19 protein-coding genes are annotated in these 24,210 nt (G+C 51.7%); 6 read left to right on the top strand and 13 right to left on the bottom strand.

Translation table 11 applies throughout. From position 1 onward, the window contains the following. Window positions 1-101: 101 nt before the first annotated feature. The 3 genes from DQG23_RS39390 to rbsK form a co-directional block, all read right to left on the bottom strand. Window positions 102-2,465, bottom strand: a complete 2,364-nt coding sequence (locus DQG23_RS39390) for a helix-turn-helix domain-containing protein (protein WP_238178241.1) — start codon at window positions 2,463-2,465, stop codon at window positions 102-104. 241 nt (window positions 2,466-2,706) lie between these two features. Beyond that, window positions 2,707-3,621, bottom strand: coding sequence for a nucleoside hydrolase (locus DQG23_RS39385; protein WP_113036538.1), 915 nt, complete (start codon window positions 3,619-3,621; stop codon window positions 2,707-2,709). A gap of 54 nt (window positions 3,622-3,675) precedes the next feature. Then, entirely contained in the window at window positions 3,676-4,581 is a 906-nt protein-coding gene (rbsK, locus tag DQG23_RS39380) for a ribokinase (protein ID WP_113036537.1), read from the bottom strand. Between the two features lie 188 nt (window positions 4,582-4,769). On the opposite strand from rbsK, the gene DQG23_RS39375 reads away from it, so the two are divergent. Then, window positions 4,770-5,528 (top strand): AraC family transcriptional regulator, encoded by a 759-nt coding sequence (locus tag DQG23_RS39375; protein WP_158560933.1) that lies wholly within the window; start codon window positions 4,770-4,772, stop codon window positions 5,526-5,528. Between the two features lie 31 nt (window positions 5,529-5,559). Here the strand turns inward: DQG23_RS39375 and DQG23_RS39370 are convergent, their stop codons facing one another. The 3 genes from DQG23_RS39370 to DQG23_RS39360 all read right to left on the bottom strand — a co-directional run bounded on the left by DQG23_RS39370 (window position 5,560) and on the right by DQG23_RS39360 (window position 8,251). Then, window positions 5,560-5,976 (bottom strand): DUF309 domain-containing protein, encoded by a 417-nt coding sequence (locus tag DQG23_RS39370; protein WP_113036535.1) that lies wholly within the window; start codon window positions 5,974-5,976, stop codon window positions 5,560-5,562. A gap of 231 nt (window positions 5,977-6,207) precedes the next feature. Beyond that, window positions 6,208-7,014 carry a GTP diphosphokinase gene (gene yjbM, locus DQG23_RS39365; protein ID WP_113036534.1) on the bottom strand — a complete coding sequence of 269 codons (807 nt, stop codon included), beginning with the start codon at window positions 7,012-7,014 and terminating at the stop codon, window positions 6,208-6,210. A gap of 139 nt (window positions 7,015-7,153) precedes the next feature. Continuing rightward, complete coding sequence (locus tag DQG23_RS39360) at window positions 7,154-8,251, bottom strand: quinone-dependent dihydroorotate dehydrogenase (RefSeq protein ID WP_113036533.1); 1,098 nt, start codon at window positions 8,249-8,251, stop codon at window positions 7,154-7,156. 227 nt (window positions 8,252-8,478) lie between these two features. On the opposite strand from DQG23_RS39360, the gene DQG23_RS42450 reads away from it, so the two are divergent. Further along, complete coding sequence (locus tag DQG23_RS42450) at window positions 8,479-8,625, top strand: hypothetical protein (protein ID WP_158560932.1); 147 nt, start codon at window positions 8,479-8,481, stop codon at window positions 8,623-8,625. A gap of 91 nt (window positions 8,626-8,716) precedes the next feature. Here DQG23_RS42450 and DQG23_RS39355 read toward each other — a convergent pair whose 3' ends face one another. From DQG23_RS39355 to DQG23_RS39345, 3 genes are all read right to left on the bottom strand, one after another. After that, on the bottom strand, window positions 8,717-10,096 hold the full coding sequence (locus DQG23_RS39355) for a L,D-transpeptidase family protein (protein ID WP_238178240.1): 1,380 nt from the start codon (window positions 10,094-10,096) through the stop codon (window positions 8,717-8,719). 112 nt (window positions 10,097-10,208) lie between these two features. Continuing rightward, complete coding sequence (locus tag DQG23_RS39350) at window positions 10,209-11,801, bottom strand: stalk domain-containing protein (RefSeq protein ID WP_238178239.1); 1,593 nt, start codon at window positions 11,799-11,801, stop codon at window positions 10,209-10,211. Window positions 11,802-11,829: 28 nt separating this feature from the next. Continuing rightward, on the bottom strand, window positions 11,830-14,421 hold the full coding sequence (locus DQG23_RS39345) for an Ig-like domain-containing protein (protein WP_113036532.1): 2,592 nt from the start codon (window positions 14,419-14,421) through the stop codon (window positions 11,830-11,832). A 258-nt stretch (window positions 14,422-14,679) separates the two neighbouring features. Between DQG23_RS39345 and DQG23_RS39340 the strand changes: the two genes are divergently transcribed. Next, window positions 14,680-16,467 carry a CHASE2 domain-containing protein gene (locus DQG23_RS39340; RefSeq protein ID WP_113036531.1) on the top strand — a complete coding sequence of 596 codons (1,788 nt, stop codon included), beginning with the start codon at window positions 14,680-14,682 and terminating at the stop codon, window positions 16,465-16,467. A gap of 256 nt (window positions 16,468-16,723) precedes the next feature. On the opposite strand, the gene DQG23_RS39335 is transcribed toward DQG23_RS39340, so the two are convergent. Both DQG23_RS39335 and DQG23_RS39330 read right to left on the bottom strand, forming a co-directional pair. After that, window positions 16,724-16,960, bottom strand: coding sequence for a ferredoxin (locus tag DQG23_RS39335; RefSeq protein WP_113036530.1), 237 nt, complete (start codon window positions 16,958-16,960; stop codon window positions 16,724-16,726). Between the two features lie 104 nt (window positions 16,961-17,064). Next, window positions 17,065-18,372, bottom strand: a complete 1,308-nt coding sequence (locus DQG23_RS39330) for a DNA polymerase IV (RefSeq protein ID WP_113036547.1) — start codon at window positions 18,370-18,372, stop codon at window positions 17,065-17,067. A 343-nt stretch (window positions 18,373-18,715) separates the two neighbouring features. Between DQG23_RS39330 and cimA the strand changes: the two genes are divergently transcribed. Next, the gene (gene cimA, locus DQG23_RS39325; RefSeq protein ID WP_113036529.1) at window positions 18,716-20,332 is read left to right on the top strand and encodes a citramalate synthase; all 1,617 of its coding nucleotides are present in this window, start codon (window positions 18,716-18,718) and stop codon (window positions 20,330-20,332) included. Window positions 20,333-20,685: 353 nt separating this feature from the next. Here cimA and DQG23_RS39320 read toward each other — a convergent pair whose 3' ends face one another. After that, on the bottom strand, window positions 20,686-21,231 hold the full coding sequence (locus DQG23_RS39320) for a TlpA family protein disulfide reductase (protein WP_113036528.1): 546 nt from the start codon (window positions 21,229-21,231) through the stop codon (window positions 20,686-20,688). Between the two features lie 211 nt (window positions 21,232-21,442). Between DQG23_RS39320 and DQG23_RS39315 the strand changes: the two genes are divergently transcribed. Together DQG23_RS39315 and DQG23_RS39310 are read left to right on the top strand one after the other, a co-directional pair. Further along, a complete protein-coding gene (locus DQG23_RS39315) occupies window positions 21,443-22,747 on the top strand; it encodes an MFS transporter (protein ID WP_113036527.1) in 1,305 nt (434 codons plus the stop codon). 48 nt (window positions 22,748-22,795) lie between these two features. Continuing rightward, window positions 22,796-23,218 (top strand): M67 family metallopeptidase, encoded by a 423-nt coding sequence (locus tag DQG23_RS39310; RefSeq protein WP_113036526.1) that lies wholly within the window; start codon window positions 22,796-22,798, stop codon window positions 23,216-23,218. Window positions 23,219-23,372: 154 nt separating this feature from the next. Here DQG23_RS39310 and DQG23_RS39305 read toward each other — a convergent pair whose 3' ends face one another. Then, on the bottom strand, window positions 23,373-24,128 hold the full coding sequence (locus DQG23_RS39305) for an exonuclease domain-containing protein (RefSeq protein ID WP_192894695.1): 756 nt from the start codon (window positions 24,126-24,128) through the stop codon (window positions 23,373-23,375). Window positions 24,129-24,210 lie beyond the last annotated feature (82 nt).

The raw sequence follows: 24,210 nt of genomic DNA, 5'->3' as shown, positions 1-24,210 counted from the left end.
CGTTGAATGGGGCAAAAATGCCAATTCTTCCACCCTTGCAACCCGTACCGGCATCATAAGGCAGAAAAATTGGCATTTCCGATAGACGAAGCATTGCTGCATTACTCCGCCATTTTATCCGGCTGCAGCATTTTCCGATATTCCCCCGGCGTCATACCGGTGTAATCCTTGAACAGTTTTATAAAATAATTCGTTTTATGATAGCCGACGCTGTCTCCGATTTCTTTGATTTTCATTTCCGTTTCGACAAGCAGCCGCTTGCTATGCTCCATGCGAACGCGCGTTACGTATTCCGAGAAGGCTTCGCCGGTCTTTTCCTTAAATATTCTGCTTAAATAAGCCGGATTCAAGCCCAGCCGGTCGGCTGCAAAAGTAAGCGAAATCGGCTCCCCGATTTCCTGCTCCACCATCTCCGTAATTTGCTCGACATGACGGTTGTTTTTTTCCTTGAAGGCGGTGCCGATCCGGTTCGCCATTCTCACGACCGTATCGTCGAGCCATTCGGTCATCGCCGGTATGCCTTTAAGCTGCAGAAGCTCGCTGTACAGATTGTTTTTCCGCTCGAGCAGCTTGTTCATATCGACGCGAAGCCCGTTAGCTGTTTTCACCAGGCTCCCTAGCAATTGCATAAACGCATGCTCGATTTGATGGTAATGGACTCTCCCCTGCTGTGCTGCGAGGTCTTTGACGATATCCGCGAATACGCGTTTCGCCTCTTCCGCCTCCCCGTTGGCTATATATTTGTTTAATGCCGCTTCCTTATCGTGCGGATAAACGAAGAGCGGCGTTCCCTCCAAACGAACGTCCTCGATATGAATGACTTCTCCGGTACCGACGATCGTACTGCAGCGCAGCGCTTCATGCGCTTCCTCGAACGCCCGCTTCAGCTCGAATATGTCTTTGCAATAATTGCCGATGCCGATCGTACAGCTGATCGCCAGCTTTTGTCTTGCATGCGTGATCATCAGCTCCGCCAGCATGAACGAATTTTTGTACTCGTCCGGCTCGCAATTCAGCATAACGAGAAACATGCCGTCCGCCAGCTCCAGAACGATTCGCTTGCGCTCGGGCGGCAGAAGCTGCTCGATCCGGTCGACAAGCCGCAGCTTGTTCAGATTTTCGTCCTCAACGCCGCCATATACGGCCGCTTTCGCTTCATTTAACGAAACGACCATCAGCATAATGCCGTCCAGCGCAAAATCGAAGCCGAAATATTGCATCCGTTCGAATATTTCCTCGCGTGTATACGAATGTTTGCGGAGCAGCGACCGTACAAATATTTCTTGATTGGCGGGCATGCTCTCCTTCAAGCGGACCTGAAGGCTTTCCCGGTCCCCGTAAGCCTCCTCCAGACTGCTGCGGATCATATGGAGCTCGCCGTGCGCGGCATTCGCCCCGTTCTGAAAGTTCTGGTCCTTTGATTTGATAAACTGCATAAGGCTCCCGATCGGATTATAAATATGCCGCGTCGTAATCAGTGCGAGCAAGACGGTCGTGAGCGCAAGCAAGATGGCCGCCAGAAACACAATTCCCTTCACACTGGACACGCTGCCGTACAAATCGTCGAGCGCCGCAGCCGTCACGAACGTCCACCCTAGAAAATCGGACTGCAAATAGGAAACGAGCATTCTCTTGCCGTCATAATCTCTCTCGAACGATTGAGGCAGGCTTGTTCCAAGCCGCTGCAGGATGTCGCTTGCGCCGATTTTGACATTAAGCGCATTGCTGTCGTCGTAGAGCATCAGCTTCCCGGTTCCGCTCAGCACGAAAAATGCGCTGTCCGACTTGTTGTCGAGCTTGCTCACGAAGCTTTTGTAGATCGATTCCGCATCCAAATTGACGACCATGTAGTTGCCTGCAATGGGAGACGTATAAACGATCGGAATAACCTCGCGGGAGCCGCCGCCGATCTGTTTGGCACTGCGCAAATCCATGAAGGACGGATACGCTTGGATCGATTCCGCAAATTGATCCCAGCCCTTGTCGTAAAACTTCTCCTTCTCATACTCGATTCCGTCGGACGTCATGACAAGCTGCTTGGAGTTATCATAGAAATATACCGAATAAATGAACTCGTTCGACTGCTTAAACACACCCAGATTGGCGGAAAGCCGTTTTTTGCTGTCCAAATAGGTGTACATGCCCGGCAAATCCTCTTCCATAAATGTGCCGGCAAGCGTTTCATAATACGTGCCGCGCGGGAAATCCTCGAACTCGCGGATTACTTTGTCCAAAGCCAGCTGCCTGAAGCTGTTGCTGACTTGATTGATCACAACCTCGAGGGCGTTGACCGTTTGCTTCAAATAATTGGCGTTGGCGGCCTGCAGCTCCCGCTGCATGACGGATGTCGCATTATGATAAAACAATATGCTGAGGACAATGACCGGCAGCAAGGACAGCAGCAGCGTGTAGGTAATCAGTTTTATATAAAACCGCCGTCTTTTCGGGGAAAGGGATAGCCTCATGGACACGTTTAAAAACCTCATTTCTTCGGCAAAGTTCCTGTTTGCTCATCGATGCCGGCTGCGCTGTCCCTTAAGGCAGACGCGTTTACTAGAAATTGAACAATCGACGGAGATATGCTTTCTGTGAGTCGAACACGAACTTAAAGCGCTTTCATAAATGTATTTTACCATAAGTAAGACCAAACAGAAAAAGGACGCTCGTATCGGTACGATGCGCCCCTAGACTTGATTTAATAATTATTCAGCCCAGCTTCTTGAATAAATCTTCGAACACTTGATCCCTGTCGATATAATGCGCGTACCGGATAAAATGCCTCGAAGCGTCAACGCTCCACCGGAAATCCTCCGACAGAACCGGACTATGCACAAGCTCGTTCGGCACCCATTTCGAATCGATCAGGTAAGCGATTGCCGCGACATCCCAAATGACCCGCGAATACGCAAAATGATTGTCCTTGCAGCTCCGGTACGTTTCGAACAAATACTCGCCGATTCGTCCTGTCTCTTTTACATGATCCTCGATTTCGGATAAAGTCGTCTTCAAATGCGATGATACGCCCATACAAGGAAGCAAAATAAGCGGCACTCCGCAATTCAGCACGATACGGGAAGCGTGCAGATCCTGCGCAAGGTTAAACTCCTTCGTATTCGGCCAATGGAGCGCATGTCCCCCCAGCCAAACGACGACAATCCGCTCGATAATTCGGGGCTCCATCAGAATGGCCGAAGCCACGTTCGTAATGGCTCCGATCGCTACGACGTAAAGCGGGTCATCCTCGGCGGAAGCCATCGCACGCTCGACGATATTCCGTGCGGCTTCGCTGTCGACCGGCGTTTCCGGCCCGGGCAAATATCGTTCCGATCCCCGATAAATCGGAATTCCCGACATTTCCGGCAAAATCGAGGCGATCTTCAGTAGCTCGCGATAGCTTTTCTCCATCCCGTCCTTCGGCCCTTCGGACAATTCATTAAAGAACGGAGCGGCATAAAACGCTTCGACTTGAAGCCGTTCCGGCGATTTCATCGCATAGATGACCGCAAACTGGTCGTCGATCTCGTTAAACGTATCCGTATCGAGCACCATCCGTATTTTGCCTTGAGGATGCTCCAAACGGCGCAATAATTGTTCTTGGGATAATTGGGGGTATATGCTCATCCGGCGGTTCACTCCATTTTACTTATATGTATTTGAATGATTATGGATATTCACTTACGCTTCTATTACTTCTTGCAAGGTCGGCATGCCGGCCTGCGCGCCGAATTTCGTAACGGACAGCGAGGCCGCTTTAACGGCAAAAGAAACCGCTAGTTCCTTCGATTGCCCGCCGGCGTAGGCCACGCAAAAAGCCGAATTGAAGGCGTCTCCCGCCCCGGTCGTATCCACCACTTCGACGAGGGGGGCTTTCGCCGTTTCCATAACTCCGTCAAGCAGGAAGGAACTGCCTTGTTTACCTCTCGTTATGATGAGTTGATTCCCGTAGCGCTCTTCCCATTTCAACATTCCATGCTGAAGATCCGTTTCTGCCGATGAGCTGCCGCTAATTAATTCAAACTCCGTTTCGTTCGGGGTTATGAAACTGGCCAGCTTCAGCATTTCCTCCGGGAGCTGCTGCGCAGGAGCGGGATTCAACACGACCGGAACGCCTGCTGAAGCCGCAATCTCCATCGCCCTGTTTACGGCGGCGGGCGGAATCTCCAGCTGAACGAGCAGCAGGTCCGCTTCGCGGATCGTCCGTTCGTGGCTGCTTACAAGCTCCGGCGTACAGTATTCGTTTGCGCCGGGAACGACGGCAATGCAATTATCGTTCGGCGAATGATAAATAGTAGCCGTTCCCGTAGGCACATTTTCGATACGCTCGATGGTCGCCGTTTGGATTCCTTCCGCTTCCAGCTGCATGATCATTTGCCCGCCGAAAGCATCGCAGCCTACGGCTCCGATCAAGGTGGTCTTGGCGCCGAGCCTCGTACATCCGACGGCTTGGTTCGCGCCCTTGCCGCCGGGGATCATTTTAAAGCCGGTTCCCGTCAAGGTTTCGCCGACTTGGGGCATCCGCGGCACGGATACGACAAGATCCATGTTCAAACTACCGATTACGACGATATGCGGCTGCTTCATATTTACTCATCCTTTCTGTGTGCCATATTGCCACTTGAGCGCAATTATTTTATGATTTGGATAACCTCAAGACAAACAACTCGGCGAACACTATAAATATAGTCGGTTTCACGACAATTTTGTTTTATGATTTGGTCATGTTTTTACAGGATTCGGCTGAATATATGGAGTCCCGGGAGGGTGAAGCGATGATCGGCACGTTGGAATTCTTGTTTCACGGACAGCGGCAGGAAGGAACCTACGTTTCCATGCACCAGCACGGCTGTTATGAATTGGTTTATTATCGGACGGGAAGAGGAACGACTCGTTTGGCGGATATTACTTACGATTATGAACCGTTTACCTTTACGCTTATACAGCCGAACACTTGGCATGACGAACGCCGCTTCGAGGAAACCGAGGTTGTCTTCGTCGGATTTCATGTCAATGACGCATCGTTTTCGCTTGGCGAAGGAATCTTTCAGGTGAATGACGGCAACGAGCTGGAGGTTTTACTGCTGGCGATGGAGCGGGAATTGCACGACAAAAAAAGCCATTACCGCTTAAAGCTGAATTTGCTTGTCTCTGAACTGGTGGTGGAGCTCATGCGGGTAGTCAAGCCGGAGAGATCGGAAAGAACGGATGAAAAACTGATTTATACGCGTAATTTCATGAACGAGCATTTTAATCAAAAGCTGAATATCGAATCGCTGGCTGCCATGGCCGGATACAGCTATGACCGGTTTCGCCACTTGTTTAAAGAAACGTATGGCGTTTCGCCGGGGCAATACGTGTTGAATCGGCGCATCGAGCATGCGTCCCGGCTTCTCCGCCACTCCCGCCTGTCCGTCACGGCTATTGCAATGGAGTGCGGGTTTTCCAACGATTCTCAGCTATGTACGATCTTCAAACGCGAAACGGGAGAAAAGCCGCGCACGTACCGCGAGCGCCATCAAGGTCATGCTTAGCTTTCCTGCATAACCGATCGATCGCGGCTGATCAATCCTCATCATGCTTTGGGGGATCCAGCCTCATTTGCTCGACCAGCGCTGCCAGCTCCGGATCGGTTACGACGATGTCGAGATCGTAGCTGTCGAACGGCTCCTCCCGTATCCGGTGAAGCTTCGATAAATATTCCCGGCTGTCCGCGAGAAGCTTCCCAAGATCGATTCCGTGCACGTGCTCCGGATATTGCTGAAGCTTGTCCAAGCCCTGCGTGAACAGCTTGATCGAGCCGCTGACATTGCCGTTCCAATGATGGTACAGTCCGACTGCCACCTGCAAAAGTCCTTGAAACAGCGGGCTGCGGCCTTCCTCGAGCCATAGCTCCTCCATTACCTCGTGGCATTCGAAGTAGTCTCTTTCAACATTAAAATAGTACAGAAACGCCACATATAACCGGTCATATCCTTTCATCGCTAGCCCTCCTTTAGCTGATCCTTCAAGCAGATGCGTATGCTCCAAAGCGCGGTATGGCGTTGAAGGCGGTCAACTGCATGTTTTTCGCACAGGTTCCGATAACTCCAATACCGTTTCGCAGCGTACGCCGCGCATTTTGCGGTACATATATAAAAGGCAGCTTGCCCTCGGCACCTGCCGACATCCCGCAGGATAGGCCGATTCCGCGCAAGCTGCCGCCAAAGACGCTTACCGTTTGTTAAATTCCTTCTTCGCCCGGGAAAGCGATTCGTCGATTTCGAATGCCAAATCCTTCAGCTCCCAAAGCTCTTCCTTCTCCCATAGCTCATTGAACCGAAGCTGGAACTGCGCCGCCTCGCGAACCCGGTGATAAAAGTAAAGCTGCTGAATATCGTTCAGCACCTTGGAGACAACGTTCGATTTTTCTTCGAACATGATTTGCGCCTCCAATATTTCGTCGCGTATGCTGGACATTTCCTGGTCGAGCAGGAACGCGGCTTCAGCCGCTTTGCTCAATCTGTGCGTTACGTCCGCAGGTAATTTCTCTTTATATTTATAATTAAGGGAATGCTCGATCGTCGCCCAGAAATTCATGGCAAGCGTACGGATTTGAATTTCCGCAAGCACTTTTTTCATCCCTAGCGCCGTCTGTACCGGATATTCGACGATAATGTGGAAGCTGCGGTATCCGCTATCCTTCTTATTGGCGATATAGTCTTTGCAGTAAACGATCGTCATGTCTTCGCGAGCGCAAATAAGCGACGACAGCTTCTCTATATCTTCTACAAACTGGCACATGATGCGAATGCCGGCAATATCCTCGATACCGGATTCGATTTTATCCATCGGCACGCTGAGCCGTTTAGCTTTTTCCAAAACACTTGAAATCCGTTTCACCCTGCCGGTGACGAACTCGATCGGGGAGTATTCCTCCCTGCGCTTCAGTTCTCCTCGCAGCGTCTTGAATTTCACTTTTAATTCTTCAACTGCCTGTTCATACGGCAGCAAAAACATAGCCCAATTTCTTCCATCCATAGGTGTGCCTCCATTCGATGCAACAATTCCGAACTAGCGGGCGGCAACAAGGCGAGCATTTCTTCCTACAGCTTACTTCCGTTACGGTACATAACCGGTCATCAAGCGCCTCCCAACAATACGGAAGCTACCGGCCTAATTACCGGAAATCCGCACCGATCGCTTCCGAAATATGCGTAAACCCATCCTTGCGCAGCAATTCGAGCAAGCCGTCGTTCAACCGGCGAATAAGCGCAGGCCCTTCGTAGATTAACGATGTATATACTTCGACAAGGCTTGCGCCGGCGCGTATTTTGGCATAAGCGTCCTTGGCGGTAAAAATACCTCCACAGCCGATAATCGGAAGCTTTCCTTCCGTAATCCGGTAAACCCTGCGGACGACCTCCGTCGAACGCTGCGTCACCGGCCGGCCGCTCAGCCCGCCTGTTTCTTTCTTATTGGTATGCCTAAGGCCGTCTCTGCTAATCGTCGTATTCGTGGCAATGATGCCGGATACGCCGCTTGCCGCAATCGTACCGGCCATCATTTCGAGCTCCTCGTCTCCGACATCCGGAGCGATCTTGACGAGCACGGGCTTCGCCTTCCCGCCGACCGAGCGGTGTTGGACGGCCATTTCATCCTTGACCGCCTCCAGCAGCCTGCGCAGATCATCCCCATATTGCAGATTACGCAAGTCCGGCGTGTTTGGCGAACTGATATTGACCACAAAAAAATCGCCGTAGCCATAAAGCAGGCGGATACATGCGCGATAATCGTCTTCTGCCTGTTCGTTCGGCGTTACTTTATTCTTCCCAATATTAACAGCAACGGGTATGCGATGAACAGGAACATTCGCCAAATGCTCCGCCATTTTCGGCGCCCCGACATTATTGAAGCCCATCCGGTTGATCAGCGCCTCGTCTTCCGGCAAGCGAAACAACCTCGGCTTGTCATTTCCCGACTGCGGCTTCGGCGTTACCGTACCGACCTCCATAAAGCCGAACCCCAGCGAGGAGAACATCGGTACCGCCGCCGCATTTTTATCAAGCCCTGCAGCTAGTCCAACCGGATTCGGAAAATCGATCCCCCATAGCGTGCTTGCAAGCTCCTTTGTTCGTTTGACGCCATACATTTGCCTTAGGAGCGCATTGCCTCCCGGAATTTTTGCCATCGTGCCGAAACCGTCTACGATCAAATGATGCGCTTTCTCCGCATCCATTTGAAACAATATCGGCTTGGCCAGCTTCTCATACAACATTTGCTACACTCCGTTCCACAGTTGTCTAAATGACAGTTTATCGCTTTCCGGGCAAAAAGAAAAGAGCCTCGCAACCACCCGCGCGCAAAATGCTCCGTTAGCGGCCAAAGTTCGTTATGCGGCTCTTACATTCGGGCTTCGTGATGTGCTAATATGAAGACAAGCCATAATAGCGCTTTATTTGGATGGTCTGCTGATTTTTATACGGGAAAGGGTGTCACGCCGCCATGTCGAATATCAAAAGAAAACAAAAACCGGCACATATTCAGCGCCGCAAGCAGGAAACCGTAAACAAAAAAGCGATCGTTTGGACCGCTTGCGTACTTGGCGTCATCGTGATCGCTGTTGCACTGCTCATTATTTTCAACAGTTAATGACGTATCTTGATTCTTTCTAAAGGCAATTAGAATGCCGTCCGGTTATCGGACGGCATTTGTTCGGGGCTATAGGCTATGCCTCTTGAATTCAATTCAGCCAGCGGTAAACCTTGCCCGGATTCGTTTCCTCGCGAAGCGGCTCCACCTTAAACCTCGATTCGCCGGCGACTTCTTCGCCAGGCAGACCGCCTTGGCCGATCGTCACCTTCGTTCCGATCGGTACCATGTCGAACAACTCCTCCACGTCTTCTTTTCGCATCCTTACACAGCCAAGCGACTCGTCTTTTCCTATGCTTGTCGGATCGTTCGTTCCATGAATCGCAAACAGCGTATCGGACAACGTCATACCTCTGCTTCCGAACTCGCCGTTCGAGCGTCCGTTCGGATTGCGCACCTTCTCGCTGATCACAAAAGACCGCTCCGGCGTCTTGACTCCCCCTAGTCCGACCGCATAATTACGGATCATCACTTTGCCGCTGACCAGCGCAAGACGATGATTCTGCTTGTCTACAATGATTTCAAGCGGTTCTTCCAGCGGCGTATTGCCGTAATGGCTAACCGCAGCAGTCTGTGTTTGGGCCGTACCGGCCGCGGCCGGCGGATCGGCGGCAGCCGCTTTTTTCTGCGCCAGCTGGGCCGCAATAGCCGGATATGCCTGCTTCATGGTTTCCGTATAGCCGGGCAGGACGTTTTTCGGATAATCCGACACCAGCTTATCGATCGTATCGGGCGGCGCTTCGCCGTACTGCTTCGTATAGGAGATCAGCGCCGAACGCACTACAGCGATTTGTTCTTCCACAGCCATCCAGGCATCCGTCGTTTGCTGCGCCTTTGTCGAGTCGCCCGGCTTGCAATTGCACTTCTCCGCATCGAAATAAGCGACGTCCGGTTGTCCGGTAACGTCAGAGCGTTCGCTCGTTAGCTCGATCACCGGCTTGCGCGGCCATAACACCCACTGTCCGTCCGAGGTTAACGTTCCTTTGGCCAGCACGGCGTATTTCCAAGAAGCGCCCTGCGGGAAGAAAATCGTTTGCAGCGCATTTTTTCGTTCATCCGGTTTACTGAAGCCATGCGTATAAAAAACGGCCGCATCGTTCGCCGCGGACAAGACAAGCTCCGGCGGTTCGGACGGCTGCTTGCGCCAGCCTCCCGGGGCGGTTGCGATCATAGCTAACATGACCATCGCCAACAGCAGCAAAACCAGCCTCGTTCTCATCGTCATTTTGCCGGCAACGGCTTCAGGCCTCTCTCCATTCGGGGCACCTTCCATATAAAGATGCTCCGGAAGCGTTACATTGATTTTTTTGGCCTCGTAAGCTTCGTAAACTTCCCCGGCTTGCGCGAAGCAATAAGCCGCCTTGGCTTCTTTGCCTTGAGCGACGTATTCCTTGCCCAGCAAATACCAGCCCATCTTGTTTTCAGGGTGCTGCTGGACGAATTTTTTCAAATAGAGACGATCCTCTTCCAAGGCGACACCCCCTTACATTTATTTACTATATCGGTAAAAGGGCGCGCGGATTGAAGCGTCAAAATAAAAACGCTCCGGTCCATGACCGAAGCGTCCCTTAGCGCTAACAATGTTACTTGGCTTTGCCGCGCAAAATGGCGGTGCGATGCTCCTGATTCCATTGTACGTCCATGCCGATTTGCTCGGCGAAAAACCGAACCGGCACCATCGTGAAGCCGTCTTTCAGATAAGGCGCCGCATCGATCGGCCGTACCGTATCCTCCCGGCCGTTCTCGACGGTTCGAACCGTTTCCCGCCCGATCGCCATTTCGACGGTTACGCCATCCTTCTCAAGCAAAATCAGCTTGCCCTCATCGATGTATTCGACGGTAAAGCCCGCCGCCTCGGCGATAGCGCGAACCGGCACCATCGTGCGCCCGTTGGACAGCTCCGGCTGCGCATCGAACTCGATCTGCTTTGTCTCGTATACGACTTTAATGTCGTCTCCGCCTGACAAATCGGTCGGAAGCCTGTACGGACTGATCAAACGAATCTGATTGTTGGACGCATCCGCGACGTAGATCGAGCCGTCCGCTCCTTCCGCCACATCCGACGGATTGTTGAAGGAAGCCGCGCGGTCAGGACCGTTATCCGAGCCGGAAAATTGGCCGCCGTCTCCGGCAATCGTCTGTACGGCGCCTTCAAATAAATAACGGATGGAGTGATTCAAGCTGTCGGCGATCAATAAGCCGCCTTCCTGCGTCATCCCAAGTCCGGCCGGGAAATTGAATCTTGCTTTCGTTGCGGCTCCGTCGGCAAAATCGCCTGCGGCGTACAGGTTTTTACCCGCTTCTCCCGCACCCGCTGCCGTCGTAACGGTTCCTGCAGCGAAATCGATATAGCGGATGCGCTGATTGCCGGAATCGCTGACGTACAGATTCCCTTTCTTGTCGACCGCCAACCCTGACGGCTCGTTAAATTTCGCTTTGGCGATCGGACCGTCTGCAAAATCGCCGGCAGGCTCGACCGTTCCCGGCTTTTTCTCTATCGCCCGATCGGATAATGCATTCAAAGTCGTGACCGTTCCGTCCGTCGCGATTTTGCGGATCGCATGGTTCAGCGTGTCGGCGACATATACGGTACCGTCCGCTGCAACGGCGACATCTTTCGGGTTATGGAAGCGCGCTTCCTTCCCTTTCCCGTTCTTATCTCCGATGATGCCGTCTCCTGCAATCGTCGTTACGTTTCCTGCCGGATCGACCTTGCGAACGGCGTTGTTCGCCGAGTCGGCAACATAAATGTTCCCATTGCCGTCCAGCGCAATGCCAGCCGGCGCTTGAAAGAACGAAGCATCCGATGTCCCGTCATGCAGCCCGCCGATCGGAAATCCTCTCTGATCGACTACTTTACTGACCCCGGCAACCGTTTGAACCGTACCGCCGCTGATTTTGCGGATTGCATTATTTCTGGCGTCGGCAATGATCAGCGAGCCGTCCGCTGCCACCGCAACGCTTTGCGGCGCCCGGAACGTCGATTTCGCCGAGCTGCCCTCCTGATCGCCGAAATCGCCGGTCCCCGCAAATTGTGTCACGTTCGTCATCAACTGCGAGGAATCGCCGCTTCCATAAACGCCGTCGCCGTCAAGTCCGGCGGCCGCAGCCCCCGTGCCGCCAGTCAATACGGCGGCAAGCAAGGAACCGGCCAGCACTTTATGAATCTTTTTCATCGTAATCTCCTTTATGTTTAGGGATCTCTCAGCCCATCGGGTTAAACAGTGCATGAATCGTCATTTGAATATCTTGCTTGACGACAACATTGCCGTTTTTGTCCACAATCATGACTTTGACCGTAAACGTAAAATCGTCTTCAACATTATAGGACTCCACTCGAAACGGGAGCTTGGCAAATACCTTGCTTGCCGTGACGGAACGAAGCACGCCGTTATCAAATTGAGCGGCATACACGATATTCGAATCCGTCTTATGGAATGTGCTTACGCTGTCCGAAGCGGTAAACACGTCGGAGGCCGGCTTCAGATTCGTTCCTTCCGCTTGATGCAATTTTAAACGCCCGCTCTCGCCATTACCTTCGAAAAGCGATTGTGGCACTATTACCTGAATACCGTAAATATCGTTGAGATTCTTTCCTTGGACTAGAAGATTGAAAGTTTGACCGTTCTGATAGCCTTCCGGACGCTCGTTCTCTATCGATACGGTGAAAGGTCCTTGTGAAGGGGCATATGCAGCTTGGATCGTATAATCGTCCACAAAATTGCCGTCAGCCGTAGTTGCGGTTATCGTCGTCACACCGTTGCCGACGACAGTTACGAGCCCCGAGCCGTCGACTGTCGCTACGTTAGAATTAGCGCTGCTCCATGTGACGGTTGTGTTAGTCGCATCGGCGGGAGCAACCTTTGCAGTCAATTCAACAATATCACCTGGCTTCACGCCATTCGGTAATGATGGAGCCGTAACCGTTACGCCGGTAACCGGTACGACAACCGTGACGGTAATGAATGCCGAGTGATGCCCGTCTTCGGTCGTCACAGTAATAGTCGCAGTTCCTGGTGCTTTGCCAGTCACCAATCCAGACTCGCTTACTTCCGCTATGGCAGGATCGTCGGACGTCCATACCGTCTTTTTATTCGTCGCATTTTCAGGCTTCACAGTCTTATTCAATTGGAAAGTCCCGTTAACCGAAATAGGCGGAACTGTACTTTCAGTAATCTCTACGCCTGTTACTTTGACGACCCCGCTAACCGGATTTGCGGTCATTATAAGGGACCTGTCGCTTTCCGCGCCGTTTACAACGGCCGTCACATAGTACGAGTAGGTTGACTCGTTCGTCACATTGTTATCTGTATATGTCGTGCCGGATACATTACTCGCAATACGCTGATACCCCGCATAAGCACTGTCGCTTCTCCATACGGAATAGCTTGCCTGAGGGACGGCACTCCAAGTTAGCGTAACCTTCGCGTCACCGCCGGCAGCCGACAAGTTCGACGGAGCCGGAGGACGAGACGGCGAACCCGAGTCCGTATTATTCGGCGTCGGAGTAGCTGCAGGCGTCGGCTTCGGTTCGTTCTTTTGCTGCGCTTCCAGGAACTTTTGCCTTTCTTCCGCAGTCAGCCCGTCCAAGTAAACTTGCAAAGCCTTCTCTTTCTGCGCTTTCAGGTTTTTTTCGTTTTCCTGCTGAATCCTTTTCTTCTCCTGCTCCAGCTTGTTCAAGGTATCCTGAAGCTTTTGCTTGACCGAATCCGCTGCATCTTGATCCTTTTTCCGCTTCTCCTCTTTCAGCTTCTCAAGCCGTTCGAGCTCGGCGAGTCTTTTCCGCTCCTTCTCTGGATCGACCCCAGCCGTTTGGTCGAGCGGTTGGACATCATCAAGGTACAATCTTCTGATCGGGTCTTCTTCCTCTAGATTAGCGGAATTGATTACCTTCCGGATTTCGTCTTCTAAAACCGTATTGTTCTTAATTGCCGCTTTTACGATGTTTCCGAGAAGATTATTCAAATTTTTGAATACTTTAGCCAAATCGTCGGCATTTTGAATCTGCATCGAAGAATTCTCGTCTTTATCGCGTTTTCCTTCGAGCTCTTCCTGCTTTTGACGAACGAATTCATCGTGTTCCTGGTTGACATACGCCAAGCTTCTCACGATCGCTTCGATGATTTGAGGCGAAATATTATGGATCAGCTCGCTCGGATCGATCATGCCGATCATCGTATTTAAATCGCCGGGTTCGTCGTAGGAATCCAAACCGAATTGCTGGGAAGGGTAAATGATTGACGTTTGACCGCCGGTTCCCGAACCGGTATTCGACTGCGTTCTGACCGAGCCGGAAATGACGGAAATCGATGTGCGTCCGGTTACAGGGTCGACTTGAGTGAGCACGTTCGTGCCGCGCACGCCCATGACCGCCGTCGGGGTTTCCACCTCGAACTCGTCGACTCCCGCAAGCTTCTTGACGGATGTCCACAGCGAGCCCGCCCACATTTTGAGCTTGGACTTCTTGCCCGAGCCCTTAGCCGCAAGATCCGAAACATACACTTCGGCATTCGCGCCGATCGTCAGTTCGTCTTCCGTATCCTTAATCTTGATTACCAGATAAGAATCATCTTCCGTCGTTATGTAGTCCCCTTCGTTAAGCGCCATATCCGTATATGCTTCATAGGACTTTGATCCTCCTGCGCTCTTAACGTTAACGGTTCCGCCGACATCACTCACGATCGCAAGCCTGGTCGATTTCGCTTCGGCAGGCAAAGCATTCCAGACGGCCAGCGAGCCGAAAAGCAGCGTAAAACAAAGCACGAGAGACATCAATGCGTACAGCCTTCTCTTCACCGTAAATCTCCTTTCCCTATCCTATTTTTTTCTACTATTATTGTACGTTTGGGGCATGTAAATGACAATCAAATTTTTGTCGGCTCATGTAGATTCCTCCAATATTTATAAGGGTTTATCGGCCGTTTCGACATCAAACGATCGCGATTGCAAGTTATTGTGTTGAGAACCGTCCATTTTTGTATTATTGTGGATGATAGATTGATAGGCCGATAGCCTTACTTGCCGATTCATCATTAACGTAACGGGAGCCGATGTATGAAAAGAAAACTATGGATTGCCGCCGTCACCGGCAACATCCCCACCCTGCTTATCTGCTTTTTGCTGATCAGCGCGCTTTCGGTTTGGAACAACGCCTTGTACGATTTCAATATGAAATCGACGATGTCACATGAGAACGGCCACGATATCGTGGTAGTCGGGATTGATGACGAATCGCTCAAAGAATTAGGCGCCTGGCCGTGGGACCGCAAAGTATTCGCCGAATTAATCGAGAAGCTTGAGCAAGCGGGGGCAAAAGCGATCGCATTCGACGTCATGTTCAACGAGAAGAGCAACCCCGAGAGCGATAAAGCGCTTGAGAGCACGCTCGGCAAATACAAAAACGTCATTTTCCCGGCTCAAGCCGTGTTCGAAGGACGCTTTAACTCGTTCGACAATACGTCGATGGCCCTTCATTTGCCGGATCAGCCGATCCAAGCCAAAGGACTGACAACGTCGCTGCCGGAATTTTACAAACTGACGCATAATGCGCATATCAATGCGGCACCGAGCAACGACGGGGTTATCCGTAACACGTTCCTGCAAATCCAGACGCCCGAAGGAACGATCGATTCCCTGGCGGTCAAAACGGCGGAGCTGGCCGGCGTGGACGTCAAAAAGGCGCTGGACAGCTATCCGAACAAAAAGATGGAAATCCGTTACGACATGCTTTCATCGGATTTCGATTACATGCCGGTATCCAAAATATTGAGCGGAACGCCGAAGCTGAAGGACCGGATCGTCATCGTCGGCTTTACGGCCACCGGCTTCGAGAACGACGACGGCGTAACGCCGATCGAAAAAAGAACGAAGCTCGTTTACGTTCATGCGAATATCGTCAATCAGCTTTTGTATGACAATAAAATAAATACTGCGGGCCTTGGCATTACTTACGCCTTGATCGCGCTGATGATCGCTTTTGCGCTTATCGTAACATGGACGTTAAAGCCGACGATCAGCGTATCCACCGTTTTCGCAGCGGCCGTTCTGCTGTTGATCGTTCAATATTGGCTGTACAGCTCGCAGGATTTGTTTATCAATACGGTCAATCCGATCACGGCGCTGCTCCTTGCGTTTCTCGTCAACATCTCGATCAAAACTTATTTCGAAACGAAGCAAAAAAACTACATAACCAAACAGTTCGGCCGTTATATCTCACCGGAGCTCGTAAAGGAAATCGCCAAAAGCGATCAGGAAATCAAGCTTGGCGGCACCAGCAAAGAGCTTACCGTGCTTTTCCTGGACGTAAGAGGCTTTACGCCTCTTTCAGAAAAACTGACACCGGAAGAAGTCGTCGGCTTTCTTAACATGATGTTCGACTTGATCACGGAGAAAGCGCTCGTCAACCACGGTACGATCGACAAGTTTATCGGCGATGCGGCCATGATCCTGTTCAACGCTCCGCTTGATGTGAAGCATCACGAATACTATGCGGTCAAAACGGCCTACGAAATCCAGAAAGGGATGGAGAAGGTGCGGGCGGACGTCCAAGACAAATACGGCGTCACGATAGCGGTCGGAATCGGCATCAATACGGGGCAAGTCGTCGTCGGCAACATCGGCTCTTACTTACGGGTCGATTACACGGCGATCGGCGACAATGTCAACACGGCGGCGCGGATCGAATCGAACACCGAGCCGAATCAGGTGCTCGTTTCGGAGGCGACGTACGAACGGACGTTACAATATTTCGAGTATAACTGTATCGGCGAGAAAATGATGAAGGGCAAAAGCGTACCGGTCAAGCTTTACGAGGTGCTCGGCCATCTCAAATCGCCGGAGTGATTCGCACGCTGAGCGGCGATGTTACGAGGGAATCTTTATTCTCAAGATCCCCTCGGCCGCCTTTAGCGATAACCAGGATCTTACTCCCGTACAGCTCTCAACAAGCGGTGTTTCGCTGCATGACGGCGGCGTGCGTAGTAGCGAACCGATAAATCCGGCCGCTGCGGTCCGCTCCAACAAATACGAAGGGCTGTCCTACGCGCGAACGCGGCGGACAGCCCTTCTTTTCTATATTTATATGGTTGACGTGCGAATATTACTTATTGAACGGCGCGTCTGCCACTTTAATGGAGTCCGTAGGGCATCCATCTTGTGCATCTTGCAGATCGTCGTAGAGATCTTCCGGAATTTCCGTGTCGCCGTGGTTGCCGTCGCCGTCGAAAATGACTTCCGCAAGTCCCTCATCGTCGTAGTCGTAAATGTCGGGTGCTGTTGCGCCGCATGCTCCGCAAGCGATGCAAGTATCTTTCTCGACCCATGTGTATTTTGCCATGTCATTATTCCTCCTCGAAAATATCCTCAATCGTTACTATAATACAAAACATTCGAAAGTTCAAATGCTTTAAATCGAAGGTAACGTGCTCACAGCGAGAACGGTTACTCCTCAAAAGGATGCTTGTCGTCGTTAGCCCCGGGTTTCAAATGATCCATCTGCAAAGAAGTCCCCCGTAGCTTATGGTTGCGAATAAGCGCAGACGGATCGTCGCCCAGCATACCGGCCGATAAGATAGCGTCCTCTCCGTACTTGTCGCGAATGCGGTCCATCGCCTTATTTAGCTGCTCCTTCTTCGGCTGCTGCTCGAAGGTAAGCAGATCAAGCTGAATGGCCGCTTCATCCTTGGGCTGCAAATTTTGCAGCGTAATGCCGAGAAGCCGGACCGGCTTTCCTTTGGTCCAGTTCCGCTCATAGAGCGAACAGGCCGTCCTGTAGAAATCGTCCATATTCTCGCTCGGCACTTCAAGCGTAAGCGATCTCGTTATCGTTTTCATCTCGGGATTTCGAATCGTAATTTGTACCGTAGACGCAACCAATCCCTGTCTGCGCAGACGTCTAGCCACTTGATCCGCCAAATTGAGAAACACCCGCTGGGCGTCGGCCGTTTCTTTAACGTCTTGAGGCAGGGTCGTCGTGTGCCCGATCGATTTGCTCGGCTCGTGCTCCGCTTGAACCGGCGAATGGTCGACGCCGCTCGCCGCCTGCTTCATCCAGGCGCCGACGACGCCGAACTCGCGCTTAAGCAGCGCTTCATCGGCTTTCGCCAGCTCCCCGATCGTCTGGATATTAAGCTTGGCCAGCTTATCACCCGTCCGTCCTCCGATGCCGTATAAATGCGAGCAAGGCTTGCCCCAAAGCAAGGAAGGAACATCGCGCAAACGCAGGACGGTAAGGCCGTTCGGCTTTTTCATATCGGAAGCCATCTTCGCCAGCAGCTTGTTCGGGGCGACGCCGACCGAGCAAGGCAGTCCCAGCTCGTCGCGGATTCGCGACTGGATCGTCGAAGCGATTTCCAGCGGCGTACCGAACTGCTTCGAGCCGGTAATGTCGACGAAGCATTCGTCGATCGACATCGTCTCCACGAGCGGCGAATAGCTGTAGGCGATTTTCATAAACCTCTTGGAAAATTGCCGGTACAACTCGAAATTGGGCCGGATCAGCTCGAGATCGGGACATACTTTCAGCGCTTGCCTAACTTGCATGCCCGTTCTTACACCCTTCGCTCTCGCCGCATAGGAGGACGTGACGACGATGCCTTTGCGCAGCTCGACGCTGCCGGCGACCGCGCTCGGCTTGCCTTTATATTTCTCCGGCTCCACCGCTTCGTGAACGGAGCAATAAAAGGCGTTCATATCTATATGAAGAACAACTCTGCCGTTTTTCGGATAGTAATCGTCGTTCGGCTTCATCGTCGTCTCAAACTGCTGACCGGACGCCGCCAATGTATTCGCACTCGGAACGAGCACTGCGGGGTCCAATCTGCACAATGAAGTTAACGGGATGGAATTCGACATACCTAACATTCATCGGTAACACCTCCATACATAAATCCAGCATACATGCGATGCAAACGGCGGTCAAGCTAAGCAGCTCCTCGCTGCCGGGCTTCATAATATCGACTGCTTTCCATATATAAGACAGCACATCCACCACCCCGAATGTCCTCTGTGCAAGGAAAACTGTCCACAACAGGCGGAATGTGTGGTATAATAACTTATTATATTTCGATGCAAAGCTATAGGGGGCACAACCATGGCAAATCAAATTTCAATATTCGATACGACCCTCCGAGACGGCACGCAAGGCGAAGGTATCAGCCTTACAGCTGACGATAAATTGAAAATCGCTTTAAAGCTTAACGCGCTCGGCGTTCATTATATTGAAGGCGGCAATCCGGGAAGCAACGGCAAGGACATCGAGTTTTTCCAGCGTATCAAGCAATATTCCATGCAAGCCAAAATTACGGCATTCGGCAGCACCAGACGCAAAAATTCCGTCGCCGAGCACGATACGAGCCTGAACCGAATCGTCGAATCCGGCGTTCCTGCGGCTACGCTCGTCGGAAAGGCTTGGGATTTCCACGTGCATACCGCTCTTCAAACGACGCTCGAGGAAAACCTCGCGATGATTTCCGAATCGCTCGCGTACCTGAAGCTTAAAGGAATGGAAGCCATTTACGATGCGGAGCATTTCTTCGACGGCTACAAAAACAATCCGGAGTATGCGATTGCCGCTCTCAAAAAAGCAGCGGAAGCCGGAACGGACTGGATCGTGCTTTGCGATACGAACGGCGGCACGATGCCGGTCGAAATTCACGAAATCGTCTCGCGTGTAGCGGCTGAAATCCAGACGCCGATAGGGATCCATACGCATAACGACTGCGAGCTTGCCGTGGCAAATACGCTCGCTGCGGTACAGGCGGGAGCCCGCCAGGTACAAGGGACGATCAATGGCTACGGCGAACGCTGCGGCAACGCCAATCTGTGCTCGATCATTCCGAATCTGCAGCTCAAGCTCGGCTACTCCTGCATCTCGGATGAGCAGCTGCGTTCCTTAACTAGCAATGCCCGCTATATCAGCGAAATCGCGAACGTACATATGCCGGTAGGCCAGGCCTATGTAGGCAACGCCGCTTTCGCACATAAAGGCGGCATTCACGTTTCCGCGATCATGCGCGACTCCAAAACCTACGAGCATATCGCGCCCGAGCTCGTCGGAAACAAGCAGCGCGTGCTCGTTTCCGAGCTTGCCGGACAAAGCAACGTGCTCGTCAAAGCCCAGGAGCTTAACTTGAATATGAACCTCGATAACGCCGAAACGCGTGCGGTTATCGATAAAATCAAAGACCTGGAGCATCAGGGCTATCAATTCGAAGGCGCCGACGCTTCGCTGGAGCTTTTGCTTCGCCAAGCTTCCGGTCAGCTGGAAGAAGTGTTCACGCTCGAATCGTTCAAAATTTCCGTTGAAAAAACGTCCAATCGCCCGGTTATTTCCGAAGCGATCGTTAAAGTGACGGTTCAGGGCGAAACGATGTTTACCGTCGCCGAAGGCAACGGCCCGGTCAACGCCCTTGACAACGCGCTGCGCAAAGCGCTGGTTCAATTTTACCCCGTCATTCAGACGATGCATCTGTCGGACTACAAAGTTCGCGTGCTCGATGAGAAGGAAACGACTGCGGCTAAAGTGCGCGTGCTGATCGAATCTCAAGATATCGAGAACAGCTGGAGCACAGTCGGCGTCTCGAATAATATTATTGAAGCAAGCTGGGAAGCGCTCGTAGACAGTATGCGCTATGCCCTGATCGGCAAGCAGCCGATCGTTGCCTCTCACGATTCGCAGCGACAACATCTTGGATTGGTGAACCACTGACCCCCAACCCTTAACCTAAAAGCGTTTCGATCCCCTAAATCCCCCTTTCGCAAGGGGGACCCAAGGGCTCCGCCCTCTGGATAACCGCTGTGGGCCCTGCCCTCACACTCCCGAACAATGAGGACCCCGTCCTCAGCCTCCTCGTTCAACTAACAATTGAGCGGTTCGGGAGTTTTTTTCCACACAAACGCCTCGCCCTTCATTTGCCATTATTGAGCAAACATAGACAGTTCCAGAGACGTATACAAAATAAATAAAACTCACCCCGTTTGCGGTGAATTTTATTTATTTCAACTGATTTATTAGCGCGGGAGTTCGCACGTGACGAAAACACTCAATTGATATAGCTCTCTTTAGCTCTCGATCAGCTTCTTGATCTTTCTCTCCAGCTCTTTCGGCTCCAGCACGTGGATAATCTCACGAACGGCGCCGTTGCGGTCGATAAGGAAGGTCGTCGGGATATATTGGAACCGGTACATTTCCGTCACTTTACCGTCTTTATCAAGCAGCACCGGAAACTTGAAGTCGAATTGCTTAACGAAATCTTTCGCATCGTCGAGCCGGTCGTTTTTCGTAATATTAACAGCGTACAAATCGAATTTGTCGCCATATTTATCGTACATTTTTTTCAAATCGGGCGCTTCCAGTTCACACGGACCGCACCAGGAAGCCCAGAAGTTCAAAAATAAAGGCTTGTCCCTCTTGCCGCCCACCTCGTATGTCTGACCATCCAAACCCGTTAACGTAAAGCCCGGTGCCAAAAAATTGGGCTTAGGCGCCGTTTCCGTCGGAACTGCAGTATCAGCAGCGTATTCCTTGTCGTTAGCGGAGCTGTTCTGATAAACGGCGAACCCGGCCAAAATCAATACCGCCAGGAGCACGATTGCGTTTCTTTTCATAGGGACGAATCCTTTCTTGTTGACGCAGTTCCTCTTATTATACCCAATCTCAGGCTAATTTCATCCAGTTGGTCCATGTCCGAATGTGAACGATTTGGGAAAAATGGCTGCCTTCTCTCCTGGAACCAAGTATGCCGCTGCAGTGCGGCGGGAACAGTAACGATAGTCGCACCGAATCGTCCCAATAAATCTTCACGAAAGGAATACAGCTATGGCCAAAGCTAAAGAAAAACGGCTCAGCGTCGTTTTTGAAAGCATGATCGAGCAACAAGAAGCCGACGATCAAAGCGGCAGCCAAAAACAATCCAAGCCCAAAGGCGAAAGAAAAGGGCAAGTATGGGAATTCATCGCCATCGCCACCGTTCCGCTTGTTCTGGTTCTCGGCAATTCGATGCTGGTTCCGATTTTGCCGGATATGATCACGGAGCTCGGCATTTCCAAATTTCAAAGCAGCCTCGTCATCACCCTTTTCTCAATCACGGCAGGGCTCGTCATTCCCGTATCCGGTTATTTATCGGATCGTTTCTCGCGGAAGGCGGTCATGATTCCTTCGCTCATCGTATACGGCGCAGCAGGCTTGCTTGCGGGTTTCGGGGCGGTTTGGGGTTCGTATTGGATCATTATCGTAGCAAGAGCCCTTCAGGGCATGGGTGCGGCCGGCACGGCGCCAATCGCGATGGCCTTAGTCGGCGATATGTATAAAGACGGCACCGAAAGCAAAGCACTCGGCCTGACGGAAGCGTCGAACGGAGCGGGAAAAGTGGTCAGTCCCATTTTCGGCTCGCTGCTTGCTTTAATTGTCTGGTATGCCGCTTTTTTTGCTTTTCCTTTCTTCTGCCTGCTTGCCATCGTTGCGATTACGTGGATCATCAAGGAGCCGCCGAAGGAAACGGAGCCTCCTAAGCTCAAGGAATATTGCAAGAAAATTTTATTCATTCTCAAAGACAAAGGCCGCTGGCTGATTACGTCTTTTTTCGCCGGAGCGCTTGCCTTGTTTATTTTGTTCGGCGTCCTTTTTTATTTGTCCAACATGCTGGAGGAGCCTCCGTATTCCATCGAAGGCGTAACGAAGGGGTTCGTTCTTGCCATTCCTCTGCTCGGGATGGTGGTAACCTCCTATACAACGGGCAGCAAAATCAAGAAAAACGGCCCGCTCATGCGTATTCTCATGATTGTGGGGCTCTCTTTAATGACGGCCGCATCATTGGGCACCATATTTCTTTACCACTATCTTTATGTTTTTATCGCTTTGCTTACGCTCAGCAGCATCGGCACCGGACTCGTTCTTCCATGCCTCAATACGATGATAACCGGTTCGGTGGAAAAAGCGGAACGCGGCATGATTACTTCGCTTTACAATAGCTTGCGTTTTATCGGCGTCGCTTTCGGTCCGCCGCTGTTCGGGTGGCTGATGGATAAATCGCATGCATCCGTATTTATTACGGTTTCCGCGCTGTCCTTCATTACGCTGGGGCTTGTCTTTTTCCTTATTAAACCGACCGGGCAGGTCAATTAAAGACAGCGTCGAATTACTCCAGTAGCACGGATATCTGGGGGCGCAAAAATGATTATCGCGGAACAAGAAATGATGATTCGCTTAACGGCTTATTGCGTGGATGCCTTGCCGAATGAAGCTTGCGCCGTTCTGCTGGGCGTGCAGGATAACGAAGTCATACGGGTAACCGGCTACAGGCCGATAAGGAACGTCGCGAATTTTCCCCGCTCCGCATTCGTTTACGACCCGGAAGTTTGGGTTTCGATCGTTCTTGACAGCGAGCTGTCCCGTCAGGTGATCGGAGTCGTTCATTCCCATCCGACTGCGGATGCGACTCCGTCCGAAACCGATACGAAAGCCGAAACGCGCAACGGCTGGAACTTTAAAACTTACTGGATCATGTCCTTGCGCGATCCGCACCACCCTGTCGTTCGCGCATATCGGATTACAGACAGGCGCTATAACGAGCAGCAGCTTCAAGTCGGCGTGTAGACAAACGGATACGCAAAGAACCGTCCGGAACGAAAGTTCACGGACGGTTTTTTACAAAATCTCAGAAAGCATATCTCCGCTGATTGTTCGATTTCCCGGTAAACGCGCCTGTTCTATAAAGGACGGCGAAACCGTTTATCCTTGACCCTATACGTTATCTTGTAGGAGACATTCCCTCATGGTGGCTCAAGCCGACATACAAATCTCCAAGGGTGGCGACGCCGCGCTCCGATATTTCCTCGTTCATGGCCGACCACAGCTTTGCCGTCATAACGGCATCGTACAGCGCGTGATGCCGCTGCATCGGCTCGATCCCATAAGCGTCCAGCAATTCATCCAGCCCGTAACATTTGGAGGCCGGGCGAAGCCATTTGGCGATCATCATCGTATCAAGGACGCGATGCGTCATATTCACCTTCGAGGTCCGCCACAGCGCAGAATTCAAAAAGCGCTTGTCATGTCCGCTACCATGCACGACAAGTACTTTCTGTTGAACGAAATGAAGAAAATAACGCAGCGCCTCCATCAAGCTTGGCGCCCCGGCTGCCTGCTCATTCGTAATCCCCGTAAGCTCGACGATATGATCGGGGATCATGCGCTCCGGGTTCACTTCGCTGTAAAAGGTTTCGTCTTCCTTAACCAAAGAACCGATAACGGATACGGCTCCTATCGAAATAATCTCATCTCCATGATACGGAGAAAAACCGGTCGTCTCCAAATCGAATACGACAGCCTCCATGCCGGAGAGCGAAATATCGAACAAGCTCCGCTGGCGCTGCTCCTTCATCATCGAGCGAATAAACGCCATTTGCTGAGCGCTTTTGCCGTTATACAGCGAAGTAATGGCGGGGGACAGCCCGCCCATCTTGTAGTATTCCCACATTTTCGACAAGCGTCCCCTGTCATTCATGCGGTTCCCCTCCACTCGTTAACAATTCCGTCTGGCGCGAAGAAGCTTTCTCTATATGTTCAATAAGCATATGTCACATTTT

Source organism: Paenibacillus contaminans, from assembly GCF_003285015.1.
GTDB classification, from domain to species: Bacteria; Bacillota; Bacilli; order Paenibacillales; family NBRC-103111; genus Paenibacillus_V; species Paenibacillus_V contaminans.
This window is presented reverse-complemented; position numbering and strand designations above follow the sequence as displayed.